This is a genomic window from Kitasatospora cathayae (assembly GCF_027627435.1).
Lineage (GTDB): Bacteria > Actinomycetota > Actinomycetes > Streptomycetales > Streptomycetaceae > Kitasatospora > Kitasatospora cathayae.
Map to the genome: position 1 here is coordinate 1 of NZ_CP115450.1, position 22,414 is coordinate 22,414.

Consider the following 22,414-nt stretch of genomic DNA (forward strand, 5'->3'; position numbering starts at 1 on the left):
CACCCCACCAACCCGAAACCGACCGAGCACACGAACAAACCCCGGACTCACAACTCACGGAACACAACCCCGCCCCGCCCCCAGCCACAACCCAGGAACCAGAACCCAGGGGCCAGGACCGGAGCCGGGGCCGGGGCCGGGACGAAGGGGACCGAGGAGCGGGTCCACGGGGGCGGCCGCGCAGGCCGGGCCGGCGACGGACAACAGCGCGGACGCAATCAGCACCAGGACAGTGGTCAGGCGGAAGAGGCGGGAGGCCGCCCGCTTGCTGGACATTCTTGTCTCGCGCATGCCACCCACCTCAACGGGAGATGCCGATCCGGGAGTGCCGACCTCCTGCCCGGGGGCGAGGCAGATGGTGGCGCGGCCGAGCAGTTCGCGTCGTTCGTACACCTTCACGTGGTCCTTCACCCCCGGGCCCGAAATGCCCCGGTTGGCCCAGGACGAGTCGTGCTTGAACATGTCGTCCTCCCACCAGTGGTCGTCGCCGGAGTGCTCGATCTTCAGGCCCGTGAAGTTGGCGTCCGTCCACACGCAGAAGTTGCCGCTTCCGCATGGAACAGCCGAGGCCGGGGCGCGATGCGAGGCGATTGACGGCCGCGTATGGTCACCCGTTCGCCAGCGGTCAGTGGCTGCCGAGCCAGGAGACGCCCACGATGGCACAGAGTGCTCCGCCCCTATCAGGGTCGGCACGTCAGCTTCGAACCACTGACACGGGGCAGTCCGCTCCCGAACGTCCGTCTTTGGGAGGCCGCGGTGGGACACGCTGTCGGTGACGTGCTGGGCCTGGCCGCGGGTATCGCGGTCAGCCCACTGCCGATCGTGGCGCTCATCCTCGTTCTGGCCACCCCGAGGGGACGCCTCAACGGACTGCTGTTCGTCCTCGCCTGGGTCTTGGGGCTCTCCGCGGTCGGCGCGATCATGCTGGCTGTCGGTGGCACGGGCGGAGCCTCGACCCACAAGCATCCGGCCACCTGGGTCGGAGCGCTCAAACTGGCCCTGGGCGCACTCCTCGTCCTCTTCGGCGCCCGTCAGTGGCGGCACCGCCCCAAGGACGCCTCCGAGACGCAACTGCCGAAGTGGATGGCGGCGATCGACCGTTTCAGTCCCATCAAGATCGTCGGCTTGGGGCTGTTGTTCTCGGCGGCCAACCTCAAGAACGCGCCCCTGGCCATCGCCGCGGGCGCCTCGATCAGCTCTGCCGGACTCCCCGTACCCCAGCAGATCGGAACGCTCGCGATCTTCGTGGTGATCGCCTCACTCGGCGTGCTTGCGCCACTCGCCGTCTACCTGGCCATGGGTGAACGTGCCGAAGGCATCCTCGGCAGCTGGCGGGACTGGGCGGCGCGGCACAACGTCGCCGTCATGGCCGTCCTGTTCTTCGTGCTCGGCCTCAAGCTCCTGGGGGACGGCATCAGCATCCTCGCGGCCGCCTGACACGGTCCCCTGGGAAAGTCCCGGCTGTGGTGCTAATTGCCGTTCTGCTCGATGTGCAGATGGATCGGGCCGCGAAGAACGGGGCTGCGCCGGTACTGTGGCGGGTCGGCGACCAGCCTGGGGCGGTCGACGCGGCGGACCAGCTCGGTCAGCGCGATCTGGGTCTCCCGCCGGGCCAATGGGCCGCCGAAGCACAGGTGGATACCGCTGCCGAATCCCAGGTGCTGGTTGTCACGCCGATCGGGGTCGAAGCGGTCCGGATCGTGGAAGCGGTTCGGATCGCGGCTGCCCGACGCCAGCATCAGCATGATCTGGGAGCCTTTGGGGATCACGGTGTCGGCGACGGTGATGTCGCTGTACGCCGCCCGCCAGGGAATGATGTGGACGGGCGGCTCGTACCGCAGCAGTTCCTCCGTCAGTGGCACGACCAGGTCCGGTTGTTCGCGCAGCCGCTGCAACACCTGCGGGTGGCGCAGCAGCGTCAGCATGCCGTTGGTGATGAGGTTGACGGTGGTCTCGTGGCCGGCGATGAGCAGCAGGTTGGCGGTGGCGACGATTTCCTCGTCGGTCATCCGCCCGTCGGGCCCGTCGTCGTTGGCCAGCCGTGACAACAGGTCGTCACCCGGCCTGCCGTGTCGTTGTTCGACCAGGCCGCCGATGTACTGGCGCAGGTCTTTGCGGGCCTGTATGCCGTTGTCGAGTTTTTCCTTCGGGTCGGTCTTGGGGTTGTAGTCGATCGAGTCGATGATGTCGTTGACCCACAGGTGGAACCTCGGTTCGTCCTCGCGTGGTACGCCGAGCAGGTGGCAGATCACGGTGACGGGGAACGGGTAGGCGAAGTCGTCGACGAGGTCGATCTGTTCCTTGCCCGCGAAGTCGTCGATCAGGCCGCCGACGATGCTGCTCAGGGCGGGTTCCATGCCGGTCACCAGTCCCGGGGTGTGCGGGGGGCCGAAGTGGCGCATCGCCATGCGCCGCAGGCGGTCGTGCTCGGGCGGGTCGAGGTTGATGAACGCCGGGGTGGTCTGCTCTTCGGCTCCGGCCGTCGGATGCGAGAGGTTGCGGATGTCCGAGCTCAGGTGCGGGTCGTGCAGGATGTCGGTGATCTCGCGGTAGGTACTGATGACGTAGCTGCCGTCCTCCTGCCGGGCCACGGGTGTCTTGCGCAGCTCGGCGTACAGCGGGTACGGGTCGGCCCGGGAGGAGTAGTCGAGGATCCGGCGCAGCGTGTCGGGCGTCTCGGTCGTGGTCATCTCGCTTTCCCTCCTAGCGGTGCTGGTGCGCGGCCGTGACGCGGCGCTCGCTCGGGTCGTGGCCGGTGACGACCACGGTGGCGCCCTGGGCGAGCAGAGTGGGGCCGGGGAAGTCGACGGGCACCGGTTTCATGTCGGCGGGCTGGTCGGGGGTGGGGCAGGGCGGGGGGAAGGGTGCGGCCGTCTCGATCAGTTGCCGGTAGTGGTCCAGCCACTTCGCGTTGTTGAAGCTCACTGCCGCGGTGACACGGCCCCGATAGCCGTATGCGGCGACGAAGCGGCGGTCGGGCACCGATCCCTGGGTGACGACCACCTCGTCGGCGAAGGTCGGCACGCCGACGGACTTGATGTTGACCCCGAACTGGATCGACCAGAACAGCGGGATGGACAGGTGGGGCCAGCGGTCCGCCTGGCCGCTGACCATGTTGTGCGCCGCGACCTCGGCCTGCTCCACGGCGTTGGCCCAGTGCTCCAGCGAGATGAGCCGGTACTCGTAGATCGGGTTCGGGCAGCGTGCCACGTCTCCGGCGACGAAGACGTCGTCCGTGATCAGGCCGTTGAGGTCGAGGGCGCGGCAGCCCGTGTCGCAGGCAATGCCCCAGACCCCTGCGGCCAGCCCCGAGCCCTGCAGCCACTCGGTGTTGCGAATGCCCCCGAGTGCCACGACCGCCACGTCGGTGTCGATCGTGCTGCCGTCGTCGAAGTGCGCGCGGCGCAGGCGCCCCTGCGCGTCGCCCTCCAGCCGGGTGACCTTGACACCGCAGCGCAGGTCCACGCCGTGAGCGCGCTGCATGTCCGCGGCGACGTCACCGATCATGGCGCCGAGCGCTCCGACCAGCGGCGCCGGCGCGAGTTCGGCGACGGTTACCGGGATCTCCCGTTCGCGGCAGACGGAGGCGATCTCGGAGCCGGTGAATCCCGCACCGATGACCAGTACGCGTGAGGGCCCGGCGGCGAGTGCGCGCCGGAGAGCCTCGGCGTGTTCGCGCGTACGCACGACGAAGACCCCGTCCAGAGCCGCCTCGCTCTCGACGAACCACGGCCGGGCCCGGACCCCGGTGGAGATCAGCACCCGGTCGAAGGGAACCTCGCGTCCGTCCGCGAGACGCACGTGGTTGCCGGCCAGGTCCAGTCCGCTGGCGGGCACGCCCAGCAGCCACTGCGCATCGATCTCGCGGCGGCGCGGCAGCTTGGTGTTCTCGGCCGGCACCCACCCGGTCAGTACCTGCTTGGAGAGGGGAGGCCGGTCGTAGGGCTCGCCCATCTCGTCGCCGATCATGGTCAGCGATCCGGTGAAACCCGCTCCGCGCAGCGCCTCCGCTGCCCGCAGTCCCGCCAGGGACGCCCCGACGACCACGATGCGGCCCTCGCGCTTGAAGGCTTGCAGGTTCTCGGCGCTGGTCATGACGGCGACGCCTCCGCCGGTGCGTCCCGTCCCTCCAGCTGGTCGACCAGGATCGCCTGGACGGGGCAGGCCGCCGCGGCGCGCAGCACCTGGTCGCGTCGGGCGTCGTCGGGGTTCGGGTCGTACATCAGTGCTTCCTCGCCGTGCATCCGGAACGCGTCCGGAGCCAGGAAGGCGCACTGCGCGTACCCTTCGCATCGGGAAAGATCAACGACAACTCGCATCCCGACCTCCACAGGGGCTGCAAGCTGCGGGCCCGGGAGCCGGCGCCATTTCGGCGCGCAAGGCGCCGCGAGGCTGAGGAGAAAGGGACTCGGCCGTTGCCCACCTCCGCGGACTGCGAGGGTGCGTGCCGCGCCCGTCGGGTCGCCGCAGAAAGAATCTGGTTGTCGCCTACGAGACGACCGGCGGGTAGAACCGCCCAGAGATCATGACCTTCCTGTCGGTCAGCCTATCCCGTGCGCATATCGCCCGCACGCCGGGACTGGGCTGCCTTGCCGATCGGCGCCGATGTCCGTGTCGAGGGCCGGCCGTGTTCGGCCGATCGGCGCAATCAGCCCGCACCCGGGATGTGGCCGGGACTTTCGGATGGTTCGGTGTCGACAGGGGTCATAGGACTCACATGGGTCCTGCGGTCAGCCCGACGAGGAGGAGAACCGGCGTGAGCGTGACTCAGGGAGCCCCGCAGGGCGTCATTCCCGCGCAGCTACTCAAAGGCCAGAAGGCACTGGTCACCGGCGCGAACTCGGGCATCGGCAGGGCGACGGCCATCGGCCTGGGGCGCGCCGGAGCCGACGTGGTCGTGAACTACGTCGCCGGGCGTGAGGAGGCCGAGCAGGTGATCGAGGAGATCTCCGGGTTCGGAGTGCGGGCGGCGGCGTACGAGGCCGATGTGTCCCAGGAAGACCAGGTCACCGCGATGATCGCACGAATGGTTCAGGAGTTCGGGACCATCGACATCCTCGTGGCCAACGCCGGACTGCAGCGCGACGCTCCGTTCACCGAGATGACGACGGCCCAGTGGCAGAAGGTGCTGGACGTCAACCTCACCGGCCAGTTCCTGTGCGCTCGGGAGGCGACCAAGGAATTCCTCAGGCGGGGGGTTGTCCCCGAGGTGTCGCGAGCCGCCGGGAAGATCATCTGCATGAGCTCGGTGCACCAGCTCATCCCCTGGGCCGGCCACGTCAACTACGCGGCCTCCAAGGGCGGCGTGCAGATGATGATGGCGACACTCGCCCAGGAGCTCGCGCCCCACCGGATCAGGGTCAACGCGATTGCGCCGGGAGCCATCAGGACGCCCATCAACCGCGACGCCTGGGACACTCCCGACGCGGAGAAGGACCTGTTGCAGCTGATTCCCTACGGGCGTGTCGGCGATCCCGAGGACATCGCCCACGCGGTCGTCGGCCTCGCCTCGGACCTCATGGACTACGTGGTGGGCACCACCCTCTACGTGGACGGTGGCATGACCCTCTTCCCCGGCTTCGCCACCGGCGGCTGAACCGCTGTACGCCGACAGGCGGGACCCTGGCTGACTCTCAGTCACGCTGCTGATCGAGGGCATCGTCCAGGGTGGTGGCGGCCATGATCAGCGACAGATGCGTGAAAGCCTGCGGGAAGTTGCCCAACTGCTCGCCACTGGGACCGATCTCCTCGGCGAACAGGCCGACGTGGTTGGCGTAGGTCTGCATCTTCTCGAAGGCGTAGCGCGCCGGACGAATCCGCCCGGCGCGGGCAAGAGCGTCGACATAGAGGAAGGTGCAGAGACTGAAGGTGCCTTCGGAGCCCCGCAGCCCGTCCGGGGAGGCCGCAGGGTCGTAGCGGTAGACGAGGCTGTCCGACACCAGCCTGCGCTCCATCGCGTCCAGGGTCGACAGCCAGCTCACCGTCCTGGGCGCCAGGAACCCGACACGCGGGATGAGCAGCAGCGAAGCGTCGAGGACATCGCTTCCGTAGTGCTGGACGAGCGCCTGCTCCTTATCGTTCCAGCCCCGCTCCATCACCTGCTCCAGGATCGCGTCGCGAGCCGCGGTCCACCGAGGGGCGTCGGCAGGACGGCTGTGCTCCCTCGCCAGGCGCAACCCCCGGTCGAAGGCCACCCACGACATCACCCGGCTGAAGGTGAAGTCCCGGCGCCCGCCACGGGTCTCCCAGACGCCCTCGTCGGGGCGGTCCCAGGAACCGGCGAGCCAGTCCAGCATCCGCGCGACGTTCTTCCAGCCGTGGTAGCTGCCTTCCCTGGCGACCTCACGCCCCTCCGACAATGCATAGAGCGCCTCCCCGTAGATGTCGAGCTGCAGCTGATCAGCCGCCGCGTTCCCCAGCCGCACCGGATACGAACCCCGGTAGCCCTCGAAGTGCGAGAGAACCTCTTCCGGCAGCTCAGGGTCCCCGTCGACGCGGTACATGATCTGCAGCGGCTCGCCGTCGGCGCCTTCGTGGGCCTGGAGTCGGTCTCCCAACCAGCGCGTGAACTGCGCCGCCTCCTCGTCGAACCCCAGGTCGAGCAGGGCGCGCACGGACAGGGAGCCGTCGCGGACCCAGGTGTAGCGGTAGTCCCAGTTGCGTTCACCCCCGATCTGCTCGGGCAGCCCCATGGTGGCCGCGGCGACAGGAGCGCCTGTGGGTGCGTAGGTGAGCAGCTTGAGCGTGATGGCCGAGCGATGCACCATGCTCGGCCACCGGCCGCGGTAGTCGGAGCGGCGCACCCAGCGCTGCCAGAAGTCCACCACGTCCCAGAACCGCTCCATCGCCCCGTCTGGGGTGACCGGCGGCGGAGGGTCACCACCGGGACCGCCGACGGTGAACACCGCCGCAGCCACCTCACCTGGGCTCAGGGTCACCGCCGCCCGCACGTCGTTGCCGTCCTGCTGCAGGGGGAAGGTGCTCTGCAGATGGGCGGTGACGTTCGGTGCCCGGAACGTGGCCGTACTGTCCTGCAGGTCGAGATGGTGGGTGGCACGGCCGTAGTCGAAGCGTGGACGGCACTCCAAAGTGAAGTGCACCGTGCCACGTACCGCCCGCACGCCGCGTAGCAGCACGTGCCTGTCAGTGGGAGTGCCGGTGCGATCCGGTGGCATGCAGTCGAAGACCTCACCGACCCCGTCCGGCGACATGAACCGCGTGACCAGGACTGCGCTGTCCGGGTAGTAGAGCTGCTTGCAGGTGACGTTCCGGCTCTCCGGCGCGAACAGGAAGTAGCCACCGCGGTCATGGTCGAGCAGAGCGGCGAAGACGCTTGGCGAGTCGAACCGCGGAGCCGTGAACCAGTCGACGACCCCCTGGGACGACACCAGAGCAGCGGTCTGCAGGTCTCCGACGAGACCATGGTCGGCGATGGGCGGATAACGGTCCATGATCATCTCGCTTCCCTGGTGCCCTGGTTCCACTGTCCGCCCTGTGTGACGGGGCCGCCAAAGGGATGCGAAAACGAGGGGCGAGCCCAGGAGACGGCCGCCTTCAGGCACTGCCGATGGCATCCCGTGAAGCTGATTCAGCACTCGGGGCGTTGGCGGACCTCGGCTTCCGCGGCCTGGACGACGACGTACGCGACCTCGTGATCGTCACCGGCTTCCACGCCGGCCGCACTCACAAGCTCACCCCCGGCGAGAAGACCACCAACCGAGTCCTCGCCGTCGGCCGCGCCCCCGTCGAACACGGCTTCGCCCACTCAAGACCTGGCGGATCCTCACCAAGCTCCGCACCGCCCCCGCCCGCGCCACGCAACTCCTGCGCAGAAGAAGAGTGAGTCGAGGCCGTGGCTGGAGGAAATCTGTAACGTGGAAGTGAGGTTTCAGCGAGCGGCGAGGTGAGGTCGCGGTGGTGGAGCTGCCCATTGATGACGCGGATGCCGCACTGTACACAGTGGGGCAGGTCGCCGCCATGCTGCACGTCCAGGTCGCTTTCCTGCGGCGACTGGACGAGCTGGGCGCGGTGGTGCCCATCCGCTCGGCGGGCGGCCAGCGGAGGTACTCGCGCCGGGAGATCAACCGTGTCGCCGCCCTGATGAAGCTGATCAGCGAGGGCCTCACTCTCGAAGGCGCGCGCCGGGTACTCGAGCTCCAGGCCCGAGTTGAGGAACTCGAAGCCGACCTGGACCAGGCCCGGCACCACGGGCGGGGCTTGTCGGCGACCTGATGCGGTTGTCACCCGGGGCGTGGAGGGCCCTGAGCGACCGATGTTCCCGTCAGCTCGTGGTCTCCTCGGTCTCGCCACACGGCCGAAGTGCCAGGGCTCGTGGACGAGCGGGCCACCGCACCAGGACCGGCGGGGCGACGTCCGCGTTGCCGAGGAAGATCGCGAGGAATCCGGTCTCCACCAGCAGCGTGCCCACATGAAGGCGGAACCGGGTCTGCCGGGCCGGCCGGGGTGGGCGTGCGGGGGCCGATCAGAATCCGGCGGCCAAGCGACGGTGGAGGCCGGTGAGCTTGAGCAGCCTGGCCACGGGCCTGCCGGCCCCTTGCCGGACGCGCCGCCCGCCGCGCTGGTCGGCCTGGTTGCGGGCCTGGACGAGGACGCTCAGGCCCGAGCAGTCCATGAACGTCACCTCCGACATGGACGTGTTCCGCGCCGCCCGCTCGGGGGGTGCGGGCGGCGCGGAACGGCGCAGGGACGTGGTCAGGCCTTGATCTCCTTGCGGTTTCCGCTGTGGCCGATGGCGATCTTGCGGGGCTTGGCCTTCTCGGCGACGGGGATCTTCAGGGTCAGTACGCCGGCGTCGTAGTCGGCGGTGATCCCCTCGGGGTCGAGCGTGTCGGAGAGCATGACCTGCCGGGAGAAGACGCCGAGCGGGCGCTCGGACAGCTCCCACTTCACGTCCTCGCCCTCGTGGCGGGGACGGCGTTCGGCCTTGACGGTCAGCGTGTTCCGCTCGACATCGATGTCGATCGCGTTCGGGTCCACGCCGGGCAGATCGAAGCAGATCACGTACTCGTCGCCGGCGCGGTAGGCGTCCAGCGGCATCGGGGTCGGCCGCGACCAGGTACCGGTCGTGCCGAAGAGCTGCTGGGTCAGCCGGTCCAGCTCGCGGAACGGGTCGGTGCGCATCAGCATCGCGAAACACCTCCACTGATCGATGGGTGCCAGTGCGCTTCACCTGAAACCGTTCTACCATGTCATGCATCCGATGACAAATCCTGCCGTCACCAAAGGAGTGACACTGATGAGAGAGTGGCCCGAAGCATCCGCCGCCGGCGGCGGAACGCTGAGGGGTCCGGCGTCCTTCCTGGCCGCCGTCGCGGCGCTCGCCGCCATGGAGGAGGCCGTCCGCACCGCGCAGGACACCGGGGCGACGTCCACGCCCACCGCCCGAACCGGCCCCGAGCAGGCACTGGCCGCCCTGCTCCTGCTGCGCGAGCTGCGTACCGAGCTCGCCGACTGGGAGGCCCCGCTGGTGGAGGCCGCCCGCGCCGCCGGCGCCACGTGGGCCGATCTCGCCCGCCCCATGGGCGTCGCCAGCCGCCAGGCCGCCGAGAACCGCTACCTGCGCCTTGCGCCAGCCGCCACCACCGCGGGAACGACCGGGGCCAAACGCGTCAAGGCCGTACGCGACCGCCGCGCCGCAGAACGCGCCGTCACCGACTGGGCCCGCGCCAACGCCGCCGACCTGCGCCGACTGGCCGCCCAGGTCACTGCCCTGACCGACCTCCCCTCGGCAGCCCGTCCCGCCCTCGACCGCCTCCACACCGCGCTCGGCACCCCGGACGCCGCCGAACTCCTCACACCCCTCGCCGCCGTCCGCCCCCACCTCGGCACCCATCACCCCCAGATCGCCCACCGCCTCGACGACCTCACCCAGCACACCGACCAACTGCGCCATGACAGCGACCACCGGCGCGCCTGACCCCCTGGCCGCCGCCGAAGAGCGCTGGCAGCGGATCGAGGAGCAGCTCGCGGCCGTCGGGCACCGGATGCGGACCGACGGCGACGCCGCCATCGCCTCGCTGGACGTCTGTCTTGCGCGCCTGGAAGCCATGCGCGAGACCCTCCGCACCTCCTTTGCGCAGGTCGAACAGGACATCGCGGGGCATCAGAACCGCCGGATGCCGAGGGACCGTCATGCCGACGACAGTGTGAGGGGAAGCCCTCGTCAGGCCGAGGGGATCTTGCTCGCCCTGCAGTATCGCGGCCTCGCGGCGGAGAGCAACCGCTCCCCCGCCCGGTCGGTCTGACCGGGCGGGGGACCGGAGACCGACTCGGAGGCCATCCCCGGGCGGACGCAGCCGGGGCGCTGGGCCTGCCATGACTCCGAGCGCCGGGGCTGCCAGTGCGCTGATCAGGTGGTGATCTGCTTCTTCTCGCTGCTGCTCTTGATCTCGATCTTGCGTGGCTTGGCGTGTTCGGCCATCGGGATGCGGATCGTGAGCACGCCGGCGTCGTAGTCTGCCTCGATCTTGTCGGCCGCGAGTGTCTCGCCGAGGAACACCTGGCGACTGAAGACGCCGTAGGGCCGTTCGGCGATGACCATCTCGCGGCCCTCGATCTCCGGTGCCGGCCGCTCGGCCTTGACCGTCAGGACGTTCTGCTCGACGTTCAGGTCGATGCTCTCGGGCGAGATGCCGGGCAGGTCGAGACGGATCAGGAAGGATCCGTCGCTCTCATAGGCGTCCATCGGCATCGCGGTCGGCCGGGTCGTGGTGCCCAGCAACTGCTGGGTGAGCCGGTCGAGCTCGCGGAAGGGATCGGTGCGAATCAGCATCATGAGTCACTCTCCTCAATCGGTCGGTGACGATGCCGGGCTCCTCGCCAGGAGCCGCCCACGTCAGTCCATATACCTCTATTTGGGGCATCTTGACAAGAGCCCGCCAAGGTTCTATGCAGGTCAATAAGGAGGTTCGATAGGAAGGTTTGACCGCAGCCCGGGCCAGTCCCACGGAGTGAGCACAGAAGTCGCTCGCCCTCGACTCGCCCAGCGGCGGGAGGAGGCGGGTCGTCATGGTCGGCACGCGCCCCGGGCAAGATCCTCGGGATCACTACGCGGTGCTTGGAGTCGCGCCTTCGGCGTCCGCGCGGCAGATCACCACGGCTTACCGTGCCCTGGTACGCCTCCTCCACCCCGATGCCCGCCCCGCCGAACGGGACTCGGCCGAGCGGCTCGACGAAGTCGTCGCCGCCTACACGGTCCTGCACGATCCCGAGCTGCGCGCCGTCTACGACGCCCGGCACGGCACCGGCCGCCCCGGCGCACCGGTCGGCAGCACGGCCGGGGGCCAGCGGGTACCGGTACGAGTCGTCCCGGGCAACCCGGCGGTGACCGCGACCTGGTGCCTTGGTCCTTCCGGCGAAACCAGACGGCCCGGTGGCCCGGCGGTCCGTGCGGGCCCGGTGCGGTTCACCCCGCGAGGCCCGTCCGCCCCGCCGGACGACCTCGGCGGCCTGTGGGAATGGGTGAACCGGCTATGGGAGGTGGATCCATGGCTGTGATGGACAACGGCTTCCGTACCGCCGTCCGATGCTGCGACGGCCAGGTCACCCTCGCCGCCATGGGAGAGATCGACCTCGCCACCGCCCCCGAACTCGAAGTCCGCCTGAAGGAATGCCTCGCCCGCCGGCCCGACCGTCTGGTCCTGGACTTCGCCCGCGTGACGTTCTGCGACTGCACGGGCGTGGACGTGCTCGAACGCGCCCGAAGGAAGGCGCGAGAAGCGGGCATCGACCTGAAGATCACCGGCGTGAAGGCCCCGATCGTCGTCCGGGTCTTCGAGGTTCTCGGTCTGTCCGACCTGCTGGAACCCGACCAGGGGTGAGCCCCGCGAGATCCGGGTTCGTTCGACGCCGGTCCAGGGGCGGACCCGCCGCCGCGGCTCGATGCCTGGCTGGTCACCGATGAGCAGGTCGAACTCCGCACCGCCCTGCGCCAGATGGCGGCCGAGCGCGGGGTCGTCCCCGCGATGACCGATCTGGAGCTGGGCAAACTGCGGATCAGCGCTCTCCCCGTGCAGCACACCTCCCACCCGACACGCGGGTACCGCATCGAAGCAGGCGCGATGCGGCGGTGTGGGCGCCGAAGTTCTGGGAGTTCCCGGCGTGGGCGGCGGGTGCGGACCTGATGTTCACCGAGGCGCCCGGCTGGAACCGACGGATCCGCTTTCGCGGCGGCGTCGGCGGCCACGCCCACGTACAGGAGATCGCCCGCGAGGCGGCCCGGCACGGCGTGCGACGCCTGGTCTACGCGCACATCGGCCGTCCCTGCCTGCGGGCCATGGACGCCGGCCTCACCTCGCCGTTCGGCGAGTGGGGACGCGAGGGCCGGACGTACACGTTCACCCCGCCGATCTGATCACGCCCCTCCACCGGCTCCGCGCCGCGGCACCGTCCCGCCGGCACCCGCCCTGTCCGGGGTGCGGGTGTGCTGGGCGAGGCCCGGGGGTGGACCACGAACGGCGGCGGGTTGAGTGGTACGTCCCCGAGGAGCGGGCGGCGGTGGCGGGGTACGACCGGCTGCTGCTGGCCGACGACAGCGCCGACAAGCTGCTGCCGATCCCCGGGGCGACCGAGAACGCACACGGCTTACGGGGCCTGCCGGAGGCCCTGCACCTGCGTGACCACCTGGTGCGGCAGATCGAACTGGCCGACGCCGCGGACGGGCCGGATGAGCAGACTCGACCCATCGGGTGTTCGGAATCCACGATGAGAGGCATACGCACTGATAGGGGGTCGCTGTCCGGCGGGCGGCGAGTGTCGCCACCACGGGCACGGAAGCCTGCGGTGAATCGCCTCAACGGAGGAGGTGTCGACATTGATCACGGAACTGGCCCTGGAACGCGTGGAGTTCACCTGCGGCCACTGCTGGCACCAGTGGAGCACCGACTATGACGTCCAGCACTACCGCGATGACGACGGACGGGACTGGGAGTACTTCTCCCGGGACGGCACGCCGGTGGACTCGCCGTACACCCCCGAGGGCGCGCCGCCCTGCCCGGAGTGCGGACGCCATTGGGTGGGCCACCTGCTGGCCCGCAGGCTGATCCCGACGCCGCCGGGGCTGCACGGCACGCCGCGTGAGCCGATCGTCGACGTTGCGGGCCACCGGCCCGATCGGCACGGCGCGCCGCCGCTCGACTCCCAGGCCCACCCGCAGCCGCCCGGGCGGTGAACGGCGGATGCCGCCCGGCGGGAGGGGACGCGAGGCGATGGCGGAGCTGACCGTCGAGGGCGGTGACCTGGTGCTCCGGCTTGCCTGGCGGGAGCGGCTGGTGACCGGTACCACACCGGTCCGGGTGCCGGTGACGGCGGTCGAGGACCGTCCGGCCACGACGGCGACTGCCGGGTACCGCGACAGCATCCTCACGATCAGCGACAGGGCCCGGAAGTCGAGCCAGAGCCTACGTTTGGACGGCGTTCGTTCAGCGCTTCGGACAGCGCCTGTGGGGCGATCAGGTGGTGAGTGCCAGGGCGCGGGCGACGTGGGCGGTGGATGAGCTGGTTTCGAGTGGGGTGTAGCCGTCGTGCAGTGAGGCGTCCTGGTCCTTCAGGCCGTTTCCGGTGAGGGTGATGACGACCGTCTGGCCCGGGGTGAGGTGGCCGCGGCTGTGCTGGTCGAGGAGTCCGGCGACGCCGGCCGCGGAGGCCGGTTCGACGAAGACGCCGTCGTGGCGGGCCAGGAGCCGGTAGGCGGCGAAGATCTGCTCGTCGGTGACGGCGGCGATCAGGCCGTCGGACTGATCCCGGGCGTCGACGGCGCCCTGCCAGGTGGCCGGGTTGCCGACGCGGATCGCGCTGGCGGCGGTCTGCGGGTCGGCGACGGGAGCGCCGTGGACCAGCGGTGCCGCTCCGGCGGCCTGGAAGCCCCACATGCGCGGGAGTCGGTCGGCGTGTCCTTCGGCGTGGTAGGTGCGGTATCCGCGCCAGGTTGCGGTGATGTTGCCGCCGTTGCCGACCGGCAGGCAGTGGATGTCGGGGGCGGTGCCGAGCGCGTCGACGGTCTCGTACGCGACGGTCTGCTGGCCGGACAGGCGCAGCTCGTTGCCGACGCTGTTGACGAGGGCCACCGGGTGGTGGGCGGCGAGGTCGCGGGCGATGCGCAGGCAATCGTCGAAGGTGCCTGCCACTTCGACGATGCGTGCGCCGTAGCGGACCGCCTGGCCGAGCTTGCCGAGGGCGACGCGTCCGGCGGGGACCAGGACGGCCGAGGCGATCGCGGCGCGTGCCGCGTAGGCGGCGGCCGAGGCACTGGTGTTGCCGGTGGAGGCGCAGACGACGAGTCCGGCGCCGGCCTCCGCGGCGTTGCTGATCGCCACCGTCATCCCGCGGTCCTTGAAGGAGCCGGTGGGGTTGGCCCCTTCGACCTTGAGCCGGACGTCGCAGCCGGTGAGCTCCGACAGGTGTCGGGAGCGCAGCAGCGGGGTGTTGCCCTCGTTGAGGGAGATGGACGGAGTGCGGTCGGTGACCGGCAGCCAACGCCGGTAGGGGCTGTCGATGAGCCCTTGCCAGGTTTCCATGCGCAAGAACGTAACACTTGTTTCATCAATCCTGTCAATCGCCTTTTGATGTAACATCCTGGTCATGGAAACCGTGGTATCCCGACTCGAAGCCGCCTATCCCGGGCTTCCGCGGGGCGAGCGCGCGGTCGCCCGGGTCATCCTGGACGACTATCCGTTCGCCGCGCTGGAATCCCTGCGCACGCTCGCCGACCGTGCCCAGGTGAGCCCACCGACCGCCTCCCGCCTGGTCGACCGGCTCGGCTACGACTCCTTCACCGACTTCCAGACCGCCGTCCGAGCCGACGCCCAGGATCAGTCCAGGCTGCGCGCGTTCGCCGCCCAGACTTCCGACCCCGGCAGCGCCGCACGCGAACTGCAGGACGGCCTGGCCGGCGCGCTGGCGGCCGTGAACACCCCCCTGCTCGACTCGGCGGCCGACGCCCTCGCAGCAGCCCGCTCGGTCTGGGCGCTGGGCGGGCCGCTCAGCGAACTGGCCGCCGACTACCTGGTCCGCCAGCTGGGCGCCCTGCGCCCGGAGGTGCGACTCGTTCCCGGGCCCGCGCACGAACGAGCCCGATCGCTCCTCGACATCACCCCCCACGACCTCGTCGTCGCCTACGACTTCAGGCGCTACTCGGCCCCCACCTCCGCCTACGTCCGCACGGCCCGCGAACGCGGCGCCCGTCTGCTGCTGATCACCGACGCCTGGAGATCACCCCTGGCCGACCACGCCCAGGTCCTCATCCCCCTGCCCCACGAAGCCGCAGGACCGATCGCACCTCTCACCCACCAGGTCGCCGTGACCGAACTCCTCCTCGTCGCAACCGCATCCCGCCTCGACAGTGCGGCACGGCTCACCGAACTCGACACCCTCGCAGCCGCACTGCGACGCGACGGGACGTAGGCCTGCGCCGTGACACCTCGACCCCGTCGGCCGCGGCGCCGAACAGCGGGCGGGCCAGCGCAGTCGGGCCAGGGTGGCTTCTACGATGCCGGGCATGGCACGCTCTGAGGATCTCCAACAGTCCCTCTGGGACACCGGAAGCGGCTACGGAGTGCAGCCGCCCGTGACTGACCAGATGATTCTGGAGGCCGAGCGGCGGCTGAACGTCACGCTCCCCGGCTCCCTGCTCGACCTGCTGCGACAGCAGAACGGGGGCCGGGTCACCAGCAGCCGGAACGCCTTCCCCACGAGCAGGCCGACCTCATGGAGTGCCGACCACGTCCCCTTCGACCACGTGCTGGGCATCGGCCACCGCGAGCGCACGATCTCGCTGCTCGACAGCCCGTACCTGGTCGAGGAGTGGAACCTCCCCGGCCGTGTGGTGCTGGTGTCGGGCGACGGACCTTGCTGGATCGCACTCGACTACCGGGCCTGTGGCCGCGCCGGAGAACCATCCGTCAGCTGGCTCGACGCGGACGACAACTCGGAGTTGGCCCTCGCTCCGGACTTCCGGTCCTTCGTCGAGGGCCTGACGTCCGCAGGCGGGTTCGAGAGCGCGAGGCACGACGATTCATTCGGCTGAGCCCACACGGCCGTTCCCGTGAGAGCTGCCTCCGGCTGGTGCGGGAAGCTCGTTCCCTGGTGCTGACGAACCGCCACCGATAGCGTGACGGGATGGATCAGGACGAGCGGCACCTCCACGCATCATCCTTCGGCGCGGTCGCGGCCGCCTACGCCGAGCACCGGCCGGACTACGCACAGGCCGCGGTGCGGTGGGCGCTGGAAGCCGCGCCCGGTGCGCGGGTGCTCGATCTCGGGGCCGGGACCGGCAAGTTGACCGGCGCGCTGGCCGCGCTTCGAGCCGAGGTGGTCGCGGTCGAGCCCGATCCGGCGATGCTGGCCGAGTTGCGGCGCTCGCTGCCCGCGGTCCGGGCGCTGTCGGGCAGCGCGGAGGAGATTCCGCTGCCGGACGGCTCCGTCGATGCCGTGGTGGCCGGCAACGCGATGCACTGGTTCGACATGGCGGTCGCGGGGCCCGAGATCGCCCGGGTGCTCGCGCCCGGCGGGCTCCTGGCCGGGCTGTGGAACGTCATGGACGACCAGGTCGAATGGGTGGCGCAGCTCGCGCACGTCAGCGGGGCGGCGGCCGTCGGACCGCGGGACACGCCTGCCAGTTGGCGTGCCGAGACGGCTGCCGCGCACCTTCCGAGGAGCGGTGGGGTGGCCCGGTTCGGTTCGCCGGAGCAGGTCCTGTTCCCGCACGGGCAGCGCCGCACCGCCGATTCGCTGGTCGCGACGCTCGGGACGCGCGCGGGGATGCTGGTCATGCCGGAGGAGGAACGGGAGGCCGCGCTGGGCCGGATCCGGGCGTTCCTCGCGAGCCGGCCGGAGACCGCCGACGGCGAGTTCACCCTCCCCATGCTGACCGGCGTGCTGCGCACCCGGCGGTTGTGAGCCACCGCTGCGGCGGGGCTGGCCTTCGAAGTCCTGACACACCCTCAACTCGGGCGCCCGCGATCGCCGGACGGGAGGGCGGCGGCGATGCAGTCGAGGACGCGCTCCAGGCCGGTCCGGAACTGGTCGTCGCGGCTCAGGCGCGGCTGGCGCGCCTCCACCGCGATCTTGCCGAACATCGGGTACTCCCCGCTCTCCAGCAGCTGTTGGACGTACGGGTGTCCCGGGCGGTCATCGCGCACCCGGTGGTCGACATCGAGCTGCACCTCGGTACCGGCGGGGCCGCCATCACGGTGCCCCGGGACGCGGTCGTCGACCTCGGCGGCCTGCACACCGGCATCCGGGAGCCGCGCTACCGGCCCCGGCGGTCGGCCCGCCCGGGCGGCCCGACGATCCGGATCTCCGGGGTGGTGGGGCTGGGGCGGCTGAGGATCCGCCACGCACGCTGGTGAAGCGGTGAAGCCGTGAGGCCCTGAGCCCCCCTACCCGGCGGCCGTCCGCACCGCCTCGATGAAGCCGCTGGTCCGGCCGAGGCCGTCCGATAGCGGGCGGCCGTAGGTGTCCCCGGCCTCCGCGAGGGAGGTCGTCCGGGTCGACCAGCCATGGGCGTCCAGCCACTTGTCGGTGTCGGGCCCGAGCCCGCCCTGCCAGAGCTCGGTGACGTGGGCCAGGGTCGGGTCGTGCGGAGTCCGGGAGACGTCCCGGCCCCGCTCCATCAGCAGGCGGCTGCCCGGGGCGGACAGCGAGCCGATGGCCGTGAGCAGCCCGGCCGCCTGCTCGGCGTCGAAGTACACGACCAGGCCCTCGGCCAGCCAGGCGGTGGGCCGCTGCGGGTCGAAGCCCGCCTCGACCAGGCGGCGCGGCCAGCCGGGGTCCAGCAGGTCGCCCGCCAGCGCCTCGCGCTCGCACTTCGGCGCCGCGCCGGCGGAGTCGAGCACCTGCTCCTTGAAGGCCAGCACCGGCGGCAGGTCCAGTTCCCACACCCGCGTCCCGACGGGCCAGTCCAGCCGGTAGGCCCGGGTGTCCAGCCCGGCCGCCAGCAGGACGACCTGTTCCGCCCCGGCGGCCGTCAGCCGGTCGTCGTAGAAGCGGGTGCGCAGCATGATGGACATGACCAGCATCGCGGCGAGTCCGCTGAGGCGCGTACCCTCGGGGGCTTCCGTGGGCGGCCCGGCCGCCGCGACGAACTCCGCCGCGTACGGGTCGACGAACAGCGGGTCCGGCCGGCCGCTCTCGTAGGCCCGCACCCGTGCGACGGACAGGGCGGTGCGCGAGACCGGGCTCATCGTGTCAGGCGTCGGCGTCATGCCGGACAATCTAGCGCCGCCTTACAAGTCCGGCCCGGGCAGGGGGAATTCCTCGCGCTCGTCACCCTTCCCTGGCATGATCCGGTCTGCGCCCGGCTTCGCACCGGGTGCGAACAGGGCTGGCGGGAGGGGTACGACCGGTGGGAATACCGAGGAACGCGCGGACGGTACGGACACTGGGCGGTGACGATGCCTGAGGACTCGGTCCCCCGGGACACGCCTCCGCCGCCGCCGAAGAAGTCGGAACCGCCGCCGAGCCTCCGCAAGAGACTCTGGGCCCTCGCCCACATCCCGATCCTCCTCGCCGGTCTCGCCCTCACCGTGTTCGGCTTCGTCCGCTTCGTCGACGTCTTCGAGGAGGTCCGCACCTACCGGACCGTGCCGACCTGCGGCACTCCGGCGGCGAAGCCCGACGCGCTCTGCGCGACCCGGGAGAGCGGCCGGGTGACGAAGCGGTGGACGGAACCGGACGACGGCTCGACCACCTACAAGCTGGCCATCGCCCGCGAGACCGCACCCACCGACGACTACAGCGTCGGCGAGGCGTTCTACGACGACGTCGGTCCCGGCACCACCGTGGACCTGAAGGTCCTGCGGGGCGAGGTGATCGAGGTCAGCTACCACGGCCACCGCGCGAAGCCCCTGCACATGCCGTGGCTGAAGTGGATCGAGTTCAGCGCGCTGATCGGCGCCGGGGTGGCCCTGGTGCTCACCGCCATGTACCTGGACGAAGCCGACCTCATGGCAAGCATGTTGCTGGCCTCGGGCGCGGCCGCCGCGTTCGCGACCGCCATCGGCTCGGCCATCCTGATCCCCATCCAGTGGCCCCTGGTCGTCACCCTGGTCATCGGCGCGGTCTGCTGGCTGCTCACGGCGTACGTCGGCCACCGGACCCTCGAGGAGTTCTGACCTCGCTCGGCCGCCCTGTCCGATCCCCGCACTACGCTCCCCGTATGACTGTCGCACCACACATTCCCGGGTTCGAGGACGAAGAGGTACTCCTGGGCGAGAGCCTCGCGGACGAGCCCGCCTTCTGGCTCGCCCACCTGCTCCTGGTCGCGGGGCACGACGTGGCGGAGCCGGAGGCGTACGGCGTGGCCCAGGAGGCGTACGAGGCCATGCTGGAGCGGTTGTTCGACGCCGAGGCGCCGCCGCTGCTGTTGCGGGTGCCGTTCCGGCACGGCCACACCGCCTGCGTGATCTACCAGAACTTCGAGGACGAGAACGACACCGACTTCGTCGTCCACCACCCCGACTGGGGCCGGCTCGGGTTCCTCGGGCAGTTCGGTCCGCACGGCTCCGGCCCCGGGCTGTCCTGGCCGGAGCTGGTCAACCTCGCGGACTCCCAGGGCGATCCGGGCGACGAGGGGCTCCGGGAGCGGGCGCAGCGCTTCCTGCTCCTCCTCCCGGCGCTCGGCGACGCGGAGACGCCCCTGGAGGAGGCGCAGCAGGCGGTGGCCGAGGCGCTGGCAGCGGTCGGTCTCCGGCCGGATGCCGTCGGGGAGTTGGCCACGCAGCTGGTGGGCGATCCCGCGCAGGAGCCGCGCTGGTTCCTGACCCCGGACAGCCCGATCCCGATCTGCTCCTCGGACTACAGCCCCCGGCGGATACCGCTGGCGCTGGGCATCAGCAAGGATCAGGCCCACGCCCTGGCGGAGGCGCTCGGCGGACGATGAAGGCACTGAGCGATTGTCAGGTCCCGTACAAGGGAAGGAACCTCCCCACACCCGCCGCCCACCGGGAGGACCCTCGTGCACACCAGGACCAGCCGCACGGCCAGGACCGCATCCGCCCTGCTGACCGCCGCCCTCGCCGCGACCCTGCTCGGCGCCGCCCCCGCCTGGAGCGCACCCGCGCCGGCCGGACGAAGCGCACCGGCGGCGGACGGCCCCCGGCACCCGGTGGAGGCCTTCGCCGAGGACGGCGGCATCTCGCGCGCCACGGCCCCGACCGCCTCCCCCTACCTGGCCGCCCCCGCCGCCGGCCTCGCCGCGCCGAGCGGCGACGGCGAGGTCACCGCCCTGATCCGCAACGGCGACCCGGCCACCAAGCTGGACGTGGTGGTGATCGGCGACGGCTACTCCGCCCAGGAGCAGCAGAAGTTCCACAGCGACGCCGCCGAGAAGTGGCGCGAGATCACCGCCGTCGAGCCGTACGCCACCTACCAGCGCCTGTTCAACGTCTGGGCGGTGTCCGCCGTTTCGCCCGAGTCCGGCGTCACCGGTGATCCGGACCAGGCGACGGTACGGCACACCGCGCTCGGCTCCTACTTCTGGTGCGACGGCGTGGAGCGGCTGCTCTGCGTGGACGAGAAGGCGGTCGAGCGCTACGCCGCCAAGGCCCCGCAGGCGGACCTGGTGATCGTGGTGGCCAACAGCGCCAAGTACGGCGGCGCGGGCTACAACGACGTCAAGTCCCCGCTCGGCTACGAGGGCATCGCCACGGTGGCGGGCGGCAACGCCAAATCCGGGCAGATCGCGGTGCACGAGACCGGGCACTCGCTGGGCAAGCTCGCCGACGAGTACGCCTACGACGGCCAGGGCACCTACCAGGGCGACGAGCCGCCGGCGGCCAACCTCAGCACGCTGACCGCCGACCGGATGCTCGACCAGAACACCAAGTGGGCCCGCTGGCTGGGCCAGTCCTCGCCCGACGGCGGGACGGTCGGCAGCTACCAGGGCGGCGGTTACTACCCGACGGGGCTCTACCGGCCGACCGAGAACTCGATCATGCGCTCGCTCGGGCGGGAGTTCAACCTGCCCGGGCGGGAGGCGATGATCGCCGGCTTCTACCGCCACGCCACCCCGGTCACCAGCCCCACCCCCACCGACACCTGGCTCACCACCGCCGACCGGCTGACCGTCGACCTGCCGGTGCCCGGCACCGTGCTGCGCTGGTACCTGGACGGGCGCGAGCAGGTCCGGCTGCGCGGGCGCACCGCGCTCGACCTCGACGCACTGCACCTGACCGGCCCCCGCTCCTGGCCGCACCTGCTCACCGCCGTCGCCACCGACCAGACCCCATCGGTGGCGGACCCGGCGCTGCGGACGGAGCTGACTGCCAGCCTGTCGTGGCTGGTGAGCCGTTAGTCGGACCGCTGATCGACCCGGCTGGTCGGATCCGTCGGGCGAGCCCGTCAGTCGGTGGCAGCGAGCCTGCCGAGGAGGTGCAACGCCTCCTCGGCAGGGCTCCCGGGTGGTGCCGGGTAGCTTATCCATCGGACGGAATGCCCCGCCGCTACGAGGTCTGCGGCGAGTCATCGCCGATGGCCTGTCAGGGCGACGGCACCGGGCCCTCCGGTATCCGGCCGTCGGGGACGGGTCGCCAGGTCCGGCCGTCGGGGAGGTTCTGCCGGGCCGCCGAGGAAGTAGTCCAGGCCTTGCTCGAAGCCGAGCGGTCCGAGCAGTTCCTGCATCGGCCGCCAAAGCCGTGACGGCACGGGGTACCCGCCCGCCATCATCCAGTCGTCGTCCCCGAGTTCGGCCGCGAAGAGGTGCCGGACCCGCAGGTAGTCCTGCCGGCCGAGCAGCCGGGAGGAGTGCTGGCGGTCGTCGGAGCCGTAACCCTCCAGCTCCCAGAGCACGTTGTGCCCGTCGGCGAACGGGTAGTCGCGGTAGGCGTGATCACGTTCCACGCCCACACCCTAGACGTCAAGGAGCGGGCCGGCGGGCCGTCCCCTCCGGGGGCCGGCGCCGCAGCGGCGCCAGTTCGCGCTCCAGGGTCCGGACGTCCCGGGCGATGCTCGCCGCGAGCTCCCTCGGCGCGGTGTCGCTCGACAGTCGGCGGGTCCAGGTCCGAGCCTTGGCCGGGCCGTCCTGGACCATGTGGAAGGTGAGGCCCACCACCCCGCCGACGTCGGCCAGGGTCACCAGGATCCTGGTGTCGCCGAGGTCGATGGTGACCTCGTTGCCGATGCACGAGCAGGCCACCAGGCCCTCGATCTGCTCCTCCGCCAGGTATCTGGCCAGCGGAACGGCCCTCCCCCGGACCAGAAACGGACGTGGCACCGAACCCACGGGACCCGCCTCCTCTCGCCGTACGCGTGCCGCCTCGGCCGGGCGCAGGCGCGCCGCAGGGGACCGGGCCCCGCCCATGCTCCACCACGCCGCCGCAAAGCGCCAACTTCGCGTCTCGACAGGCGAATTGAGCGCATGCACTCGACCGGCGCACCGGCGCACGACCAGGCGCACCGG

General features: G+C 70.9%; 29 protein-coding genes and 1 pseudogene. 17 read left to right on the top strand and 13 right to left on the bottom strand.

Translation table 11 applies throughout. From position 1 onward, the window contains the following. Window positions 1-54: 54 nt before the first annotated feature. Window positions 55-765 (bottom strand): peptidase inhibitor family I36 protein, encoded by a 711-nt coding sequence (locus O1G21_RS41595; protein ID WP_405000562.1) that lies wholly within the window; start codon window positions 763-765, stop codon window positions 55-57. Between the two features lie 12 nt (window positions 766-777). Here O1G21_RS41595 and O1G21_RS00010 point away from each other — a divergent pair, with 12 nt between their 5' ends. Beyond that, window positions 778-1,437: a GAP family protein gene (locus O1G21_RS00010; protein WP_270139568.1), complete on the top strand. Its 660-nt coding sequence runs from the start codon at window positions 778-780 to the stop codon at window positions 1,435-1,437. Between the two features lie 32 nt (window positions 1,438-1,469). On the opposite strand, the gene O1G21_RS00015 is transcribed toward O1G21_RS00010, so the two are convergent. Genes O1G21_RS00015 through O1G21_RS00025 form a run of 3 tightly spaced genes read right to left on the bottom strand, consistent with a single transcriptional unit; the run spans window position 1,470 to window position 4,319 of the window. Continuing rightward, complete coding sequence (locus tag O1G21_RS00015) at window positions 1,470-2,690, bottom strand: cytochrome P450 (protein WP_270139570.1); 1,221 nt, start codon at window positions 2,688-2,690, stop codon at window positions 1,470-1,472. A gap of 13 nt (window positions 2,691-2,703) precedes the next feature. After that, on the bottom strand, window positions 2,704-4,095 hold the full coding sequence (locus O1G21_RS00020; protein WP_270139572.1) for an NAD(P)/FAD-dependent oxidoreductase: 1,392 nt from the start codon (window positions 4,093-4,095) through the stop codon (window positions 2,704-2,706). After that, on the bottom strand, window positions 4,092-4,319 hold the full coding sequence (locus O1G21_RS00025) for a ferredoxin (protein WP_270139574.1): 228 nt from the start codon (window positions 4,317-4,319) through the stop codon (window positions 4,092-4,094). The genes O1G21_RS00020 and O1G21_RS00025 overlap by 4 nt, the downstream gene beginning before the upstream one ends. A 398-nt stretch (window positions 4,320-4,717) precedes the next feature. Here O1G21_RS00025 and O1G21_RS00030 point away from each other — a divergent pair, with 398 nt between their 5' ends. After that, a complete protein-coding gene (locus O1G21_RS00030; protein ID WP_270139576.1) occupies window positions 4,718-5,596 on the top strand; it encodes an SDR family oxidoreductase in 879 nt (292 codons plus the stop codon). Window positions 5,597-5,633: 37 nt separating this feature from the next. Here O1G21_RS00030 and O1G21_RS00035 read toward each other — a convergent pair whose 3' ends face one another. Then, entirely contained in the window at window positions 5,634-7,451 is a 1,818-nt protein-coding gene (locus O1G21_RS00035) for a glycoside hydrolase family 15 protein (RefSeq protein WP_270150727.1), read from the bottom strand. A gap of 116 nt (window positions 7,452-7,567) precedes the next feature. On the opposite strand from O1G21_RS00035, the gene O1G21_RS00040 reads away from it, so the two are divergent. Together O1G21_RS00040 and O1G21_RS00045 are read left to right on the top strand one after the other, a co-directional pair. Continuing rightward, window positions 7,568-7,843: a hypothetical protein gene (locus O1G21_RS00040; RefSeq protein ID WP_270139578.1), complete on the top strand. Its 276-nt coding sequence runs from the start codon at window positions 7,568-7,570 to the stop codon at window positions 7,841-7,843. 71 nt (window positions 7,844-7,914) lie between these two features. Beyond that, window positions 7,915-8,232, top strand: a complete 318-nt coding sequence (locus tag O1G21_RS00045) for a helix-turn-helix domain-containing protein (protein ID WP_270139580.1) — start codon at window positions 7,915-7,917, stop codon at window positions 8,230-8,232. A gap of 250 nt (window positions 8,233-8,482) precedes the next feature. Here the strand turns inward: O1G21_RS00045 and O1G21_RS00050 are convergent, their stop codons facing one another. Together O1G21_RS00050 and O1G21_RS00055 are read right to left on the bottom strand one after the other, a co-directional pair. Then, window positions 8,483-8,650, bottom strand: a complete 168-nt coding sequence (locus tag O1G21_RS00050; RefSeq protein ID WP_270139582.1) for an STAS domain-containing protein — start codon at window positions 8,648-8,650, stop codon at window positions 8,483-8,485. Window positions 8,651-8,712: 62 nt separating this feature from the next. Next, complete coding sequence (locus O1G21_RS00055; protein WP_270139584.1) at window positions 8,713-9,147, bottom strand: Hsp20/alpha crystallin family protein; 435 nt, start codon at window positions 9,145-9,147, stop codon at window positions 8,713-8,715. 109 nt (window positions 9,148-9,256) lie between these two features. Here O1G21_RS00055 and O1G21_RS00060 point away from each other — a divergent pair, with 109 nt between their 5' ends. Further along, window positions 9,257-9,937: a type III effector protein gene (locus O1G21_RS00060; protein ID WP_270139586.1), complete on the top strand. Its 681-nt coding sequence runs from the start codon at window positions 9,257-9,259 to the stop codon at window positions 9,935-9,937. Beyond that, the gene (locus tag O1G21_RS00065; protein ID WP_270139588.1) at window positions 9,912-10,265 is read left to right on the top strand and encodes a hypothetical protein; all 354 of its coding nucleotides are present in this window, start codon (window positions 9,912-9,914) and stop codon (window positions 10,263-10,265) included. Before O1G21_RS00060 ends, O1G21_RS00065 begins: the two co-directional genes overlap by 26 nt. 104 nt (window positions 10,266-10,369) lie before the next feature. Here the strand turns inward: O1G21_RS00065 and O1G21_RS00070 are convergent, their stop codons facing one another. Next, window positions 10,370-10,795, bottom strand: coding sequence for an Hsp20/alpha crystallin family protein (locus O1G21_RS00070; protein WP_270139590.1), 426 nt, complete (start codon window positions 10,793-10,795; stop codon window positions 10,370-10,372). Between the two features lie 278 nt (window positions 10,796-11,073). On the opposite strand from O1G21_RS00070, the gene O1G21_RS00075 reads away from it, so the two are divergent. The 4 genes from O1G21_RS00075 (at window position 11,074) to O1G21_RS00090 (ending at window position 13,189) form a co-directional block, all read left to right on the top strand. Beyond that, the gene (locus O1G21_RS00075) at window positions 11,074-11,517 is read left to right on the top strand and encodes a J domain-containing protein (RefSeq protein ID WP_270139592.1); all 444 of its coding nucleotides are present in this window, start codon (window positions 11,074-11,076) and stop codon (window positions 11,515-11,517) included. After that, the gene (locus O1G21_RS00080) at window positions 11,508-11,840 is read left to right on the top strand and encodes an STAS domain-containing protein (RefSeq protein WP_270139594.1); all 333 of its coding nucleotides are present in this window, start codon (window positions 11,508-11,510) and stop codon (window positions 11,838-11,840) included. The genes O1G21_RS00075 and O1G21_RS00080 overlap by 10 nt, the downstream gene beginning before the upstream one ends. Window positions 11,841-12,088: 248 nt before the next feature. After that, window positions 12,089-12,373 carry a hypothetical protein gene (locus O1G21_RS00085; protein WP_270139596.1) on the top strand — a complete coding sequence of 95 codons (285 nt, stop codon included), beginning with the start codon at window positions 12,089-12,091 and terminating at the stop codon, window positions 12,371-12,373. A gap of 450 nt (window positions 12,374-12,823) precedes the next feature. Continuing rightward, the gene (locus O1G21_RS00090) at window positions 12,824-13,189 is read left to right on the top strand and encodes a hypothetical protein (protein ID WP_270139598.1); all 366 of its coding nucleotides are present in this window, start codon (window positions 12,824-12,826) and stop codon (window positions 13,187-13,189) included. Window positions 13,190-13,469: 280 nt separating this feature from the next. Here O1G21_RS00090 and thrC read toward each other — a convergent pair whose 3' ends face one another. Next, on the bottom strand, window positions 13,470-14,534 hold the full coding sequence (gene thrC / locus O1G21_RS00095) for a threonine synthase (RefSeq protein WP_270139600.1): 1,065 nt from the start codon (window positions 14,532-14,534) through the stop codon (window positions 13,470-13,472). Between the two features lie 64 nt (window positions 14,535-14,598). On the opposite strand from thrC, the gene O1G21_RS00100 reads away from it, so the two are divergent. The 3 genes from O1G21_RS00100 (at window position 14,599) to O1G21_RS00110 (ending at window position 16,914) form a co-directional block, all read left to right on the top strand. Next, a complete protein-coding gene (locus O1G21_RS00100) occupies window positions 14,599-15,420 on the top strand; it encodes a MurR/RpiR family transcriptional regulator (RefSeq protein ID WP_270139601.1) in 822 nt (273 codons plus the stop codon). A 94-nt stretch (window positions 15,421-15,514) separates the two neighbouring features. Beyond that, complete coding sequence (locus O1G21_RS00105) at window positions 15,515-16,042, top strand: SMI1/KNR4 family protein (RefSeq protein WP_270139603.1); 528 nt, start codon at window positions 15,515-15,517, stop codon at window positions 16,040-16,042. Between the two features lie 92 nt (window positions 16,043-16,134). Next, the gene (locus tag O1G21_RS00110) at window positions 16,135-16,914 is read left to right on the top strand and encodes a class I SAM-dependent methyltransferase (protein ID WP_270139605.1); all 780 of its coding nucleotides are present in this window, start codon (window positions 16,135-16,137) and stop codon (window positions 16,912-16,914) included. Window positions 16,915-16,958: 44 nt separating this feature from the next. On the opposite strand, the gene O1G21_RS00115 is transcribed toward O1G21_RS00110, so the two are convergent. Next, a complete protein-coding gene (locus O1G21_RS00115) occupies window positions 16,959-17,156 on the bottom strand; it encodes a hypothetical protein (protein ID WP_270151485.1) in 198 nt (65 codons plus the stop codon). Between O1G21_RS00115 and O1G21_RS00120 the strand changes: the two are divergent. Further along, window positions 17,133-17,366, top strand: a pseudogene (locus O1G21_RS00120) (hypothetical protein); the annotation flags it as partial. The gene O1G21_RS00115 and the pseudogene O1G21_RS00120 overlap by 24 nt on opposite strands. A 30-nt stretch (window positions 17,367-17,396) precedes the next feature. Here the strand turns inward: O1G21_RS00120 and O1G21_RS00125 are convergent. Continuing rightward, a complete protein-coding gene (locus tag O1G21_RS00125) occupies window positions 17,397-18,221 on the bottom strand; it encodes a class I SAM-dependent methyltransferase (RefSeq protein WP_270139607.1) in 825 nt (274 codons plus the stop codon). A 183-nt stretch (window positions 18,222-18,404) separates the two neighbouring features. On the opposite strand from O1G21_RS00125, the gene O1G21_RS00130 reads away from it, so the two are divergent. The 3 genes from O1G21_RS00130 to O1G21_RS00140 all read left to right on the top strand — a co-directional run bounded on the left by O1G21_RS00130 (window position 18,405) and on the right by O1G21_RS00140 (window position 21,310). After that, on the top strand, window positions 18,405-19,130 hold the full coding sequence (locus O1G21_RS00130) for a hypothetical protein (RefSeq protein ID WP_270139609.1): 726 nt from the start codon (window positions 18,405-18,407) through the stop codon (window positions 19,128-19,130). Window positions 19,131-19,174: 44 nt separating this feature from the next. Further along, the gene (locus O1G21_RS00135) at window positions 19,175-19,897 is read left to right on the top strand and encodes a hypothetical protein (protein ID WP_270139611.1); all 723 of its coding nucleotides are present in this window, start codon (window positions 19,175-19,177) and stop codon (window positions 19,895-19,897) included. Between the two features lie 75 nt (window positions 19,898-19,972). Further along, window positions 19,973-21,310: a M64 family metallopeptidase gene (locus O1G21_RS00140; RefSeq protein ID WP_270139613.1), complete on the top strand. Its 1,338-nt coding sequence runs from the start codon at window positions 19,973-19,975 to the stop codon at window positions 21,308-21,310. 167 nt (window positions 21,311-21,477) lie between these two features. Here the strand turns inward: O1G21_RS00140 and O1G21_RS00145 are convergent, their stop codons facing one another. Then, window positions 21,478-21,855 (bottom strand): hypothetical protein, encoded by a 378-nt coding sequence (locus O1G21_RS00145; protein WP_270139615.1) that lies wholly within the window; start codon window positions 21,853-21,855, stop codon window positions 21,478-21,480. Between the two features lie 16 nt (window positions 21,856-21,871). After that, complete coding sequence (locus O1G21_RS00150) at window positions 21,872-22,228, bottom strand: hypothetical protein (RefSeq protein ID WP_270139617.1); 357 nt, start codon at window positions 22,226-22,228, stop codon at window positions 21,872-21,874. Window positions 22,229-22,414: the final 186 nt, after the last annotated feature.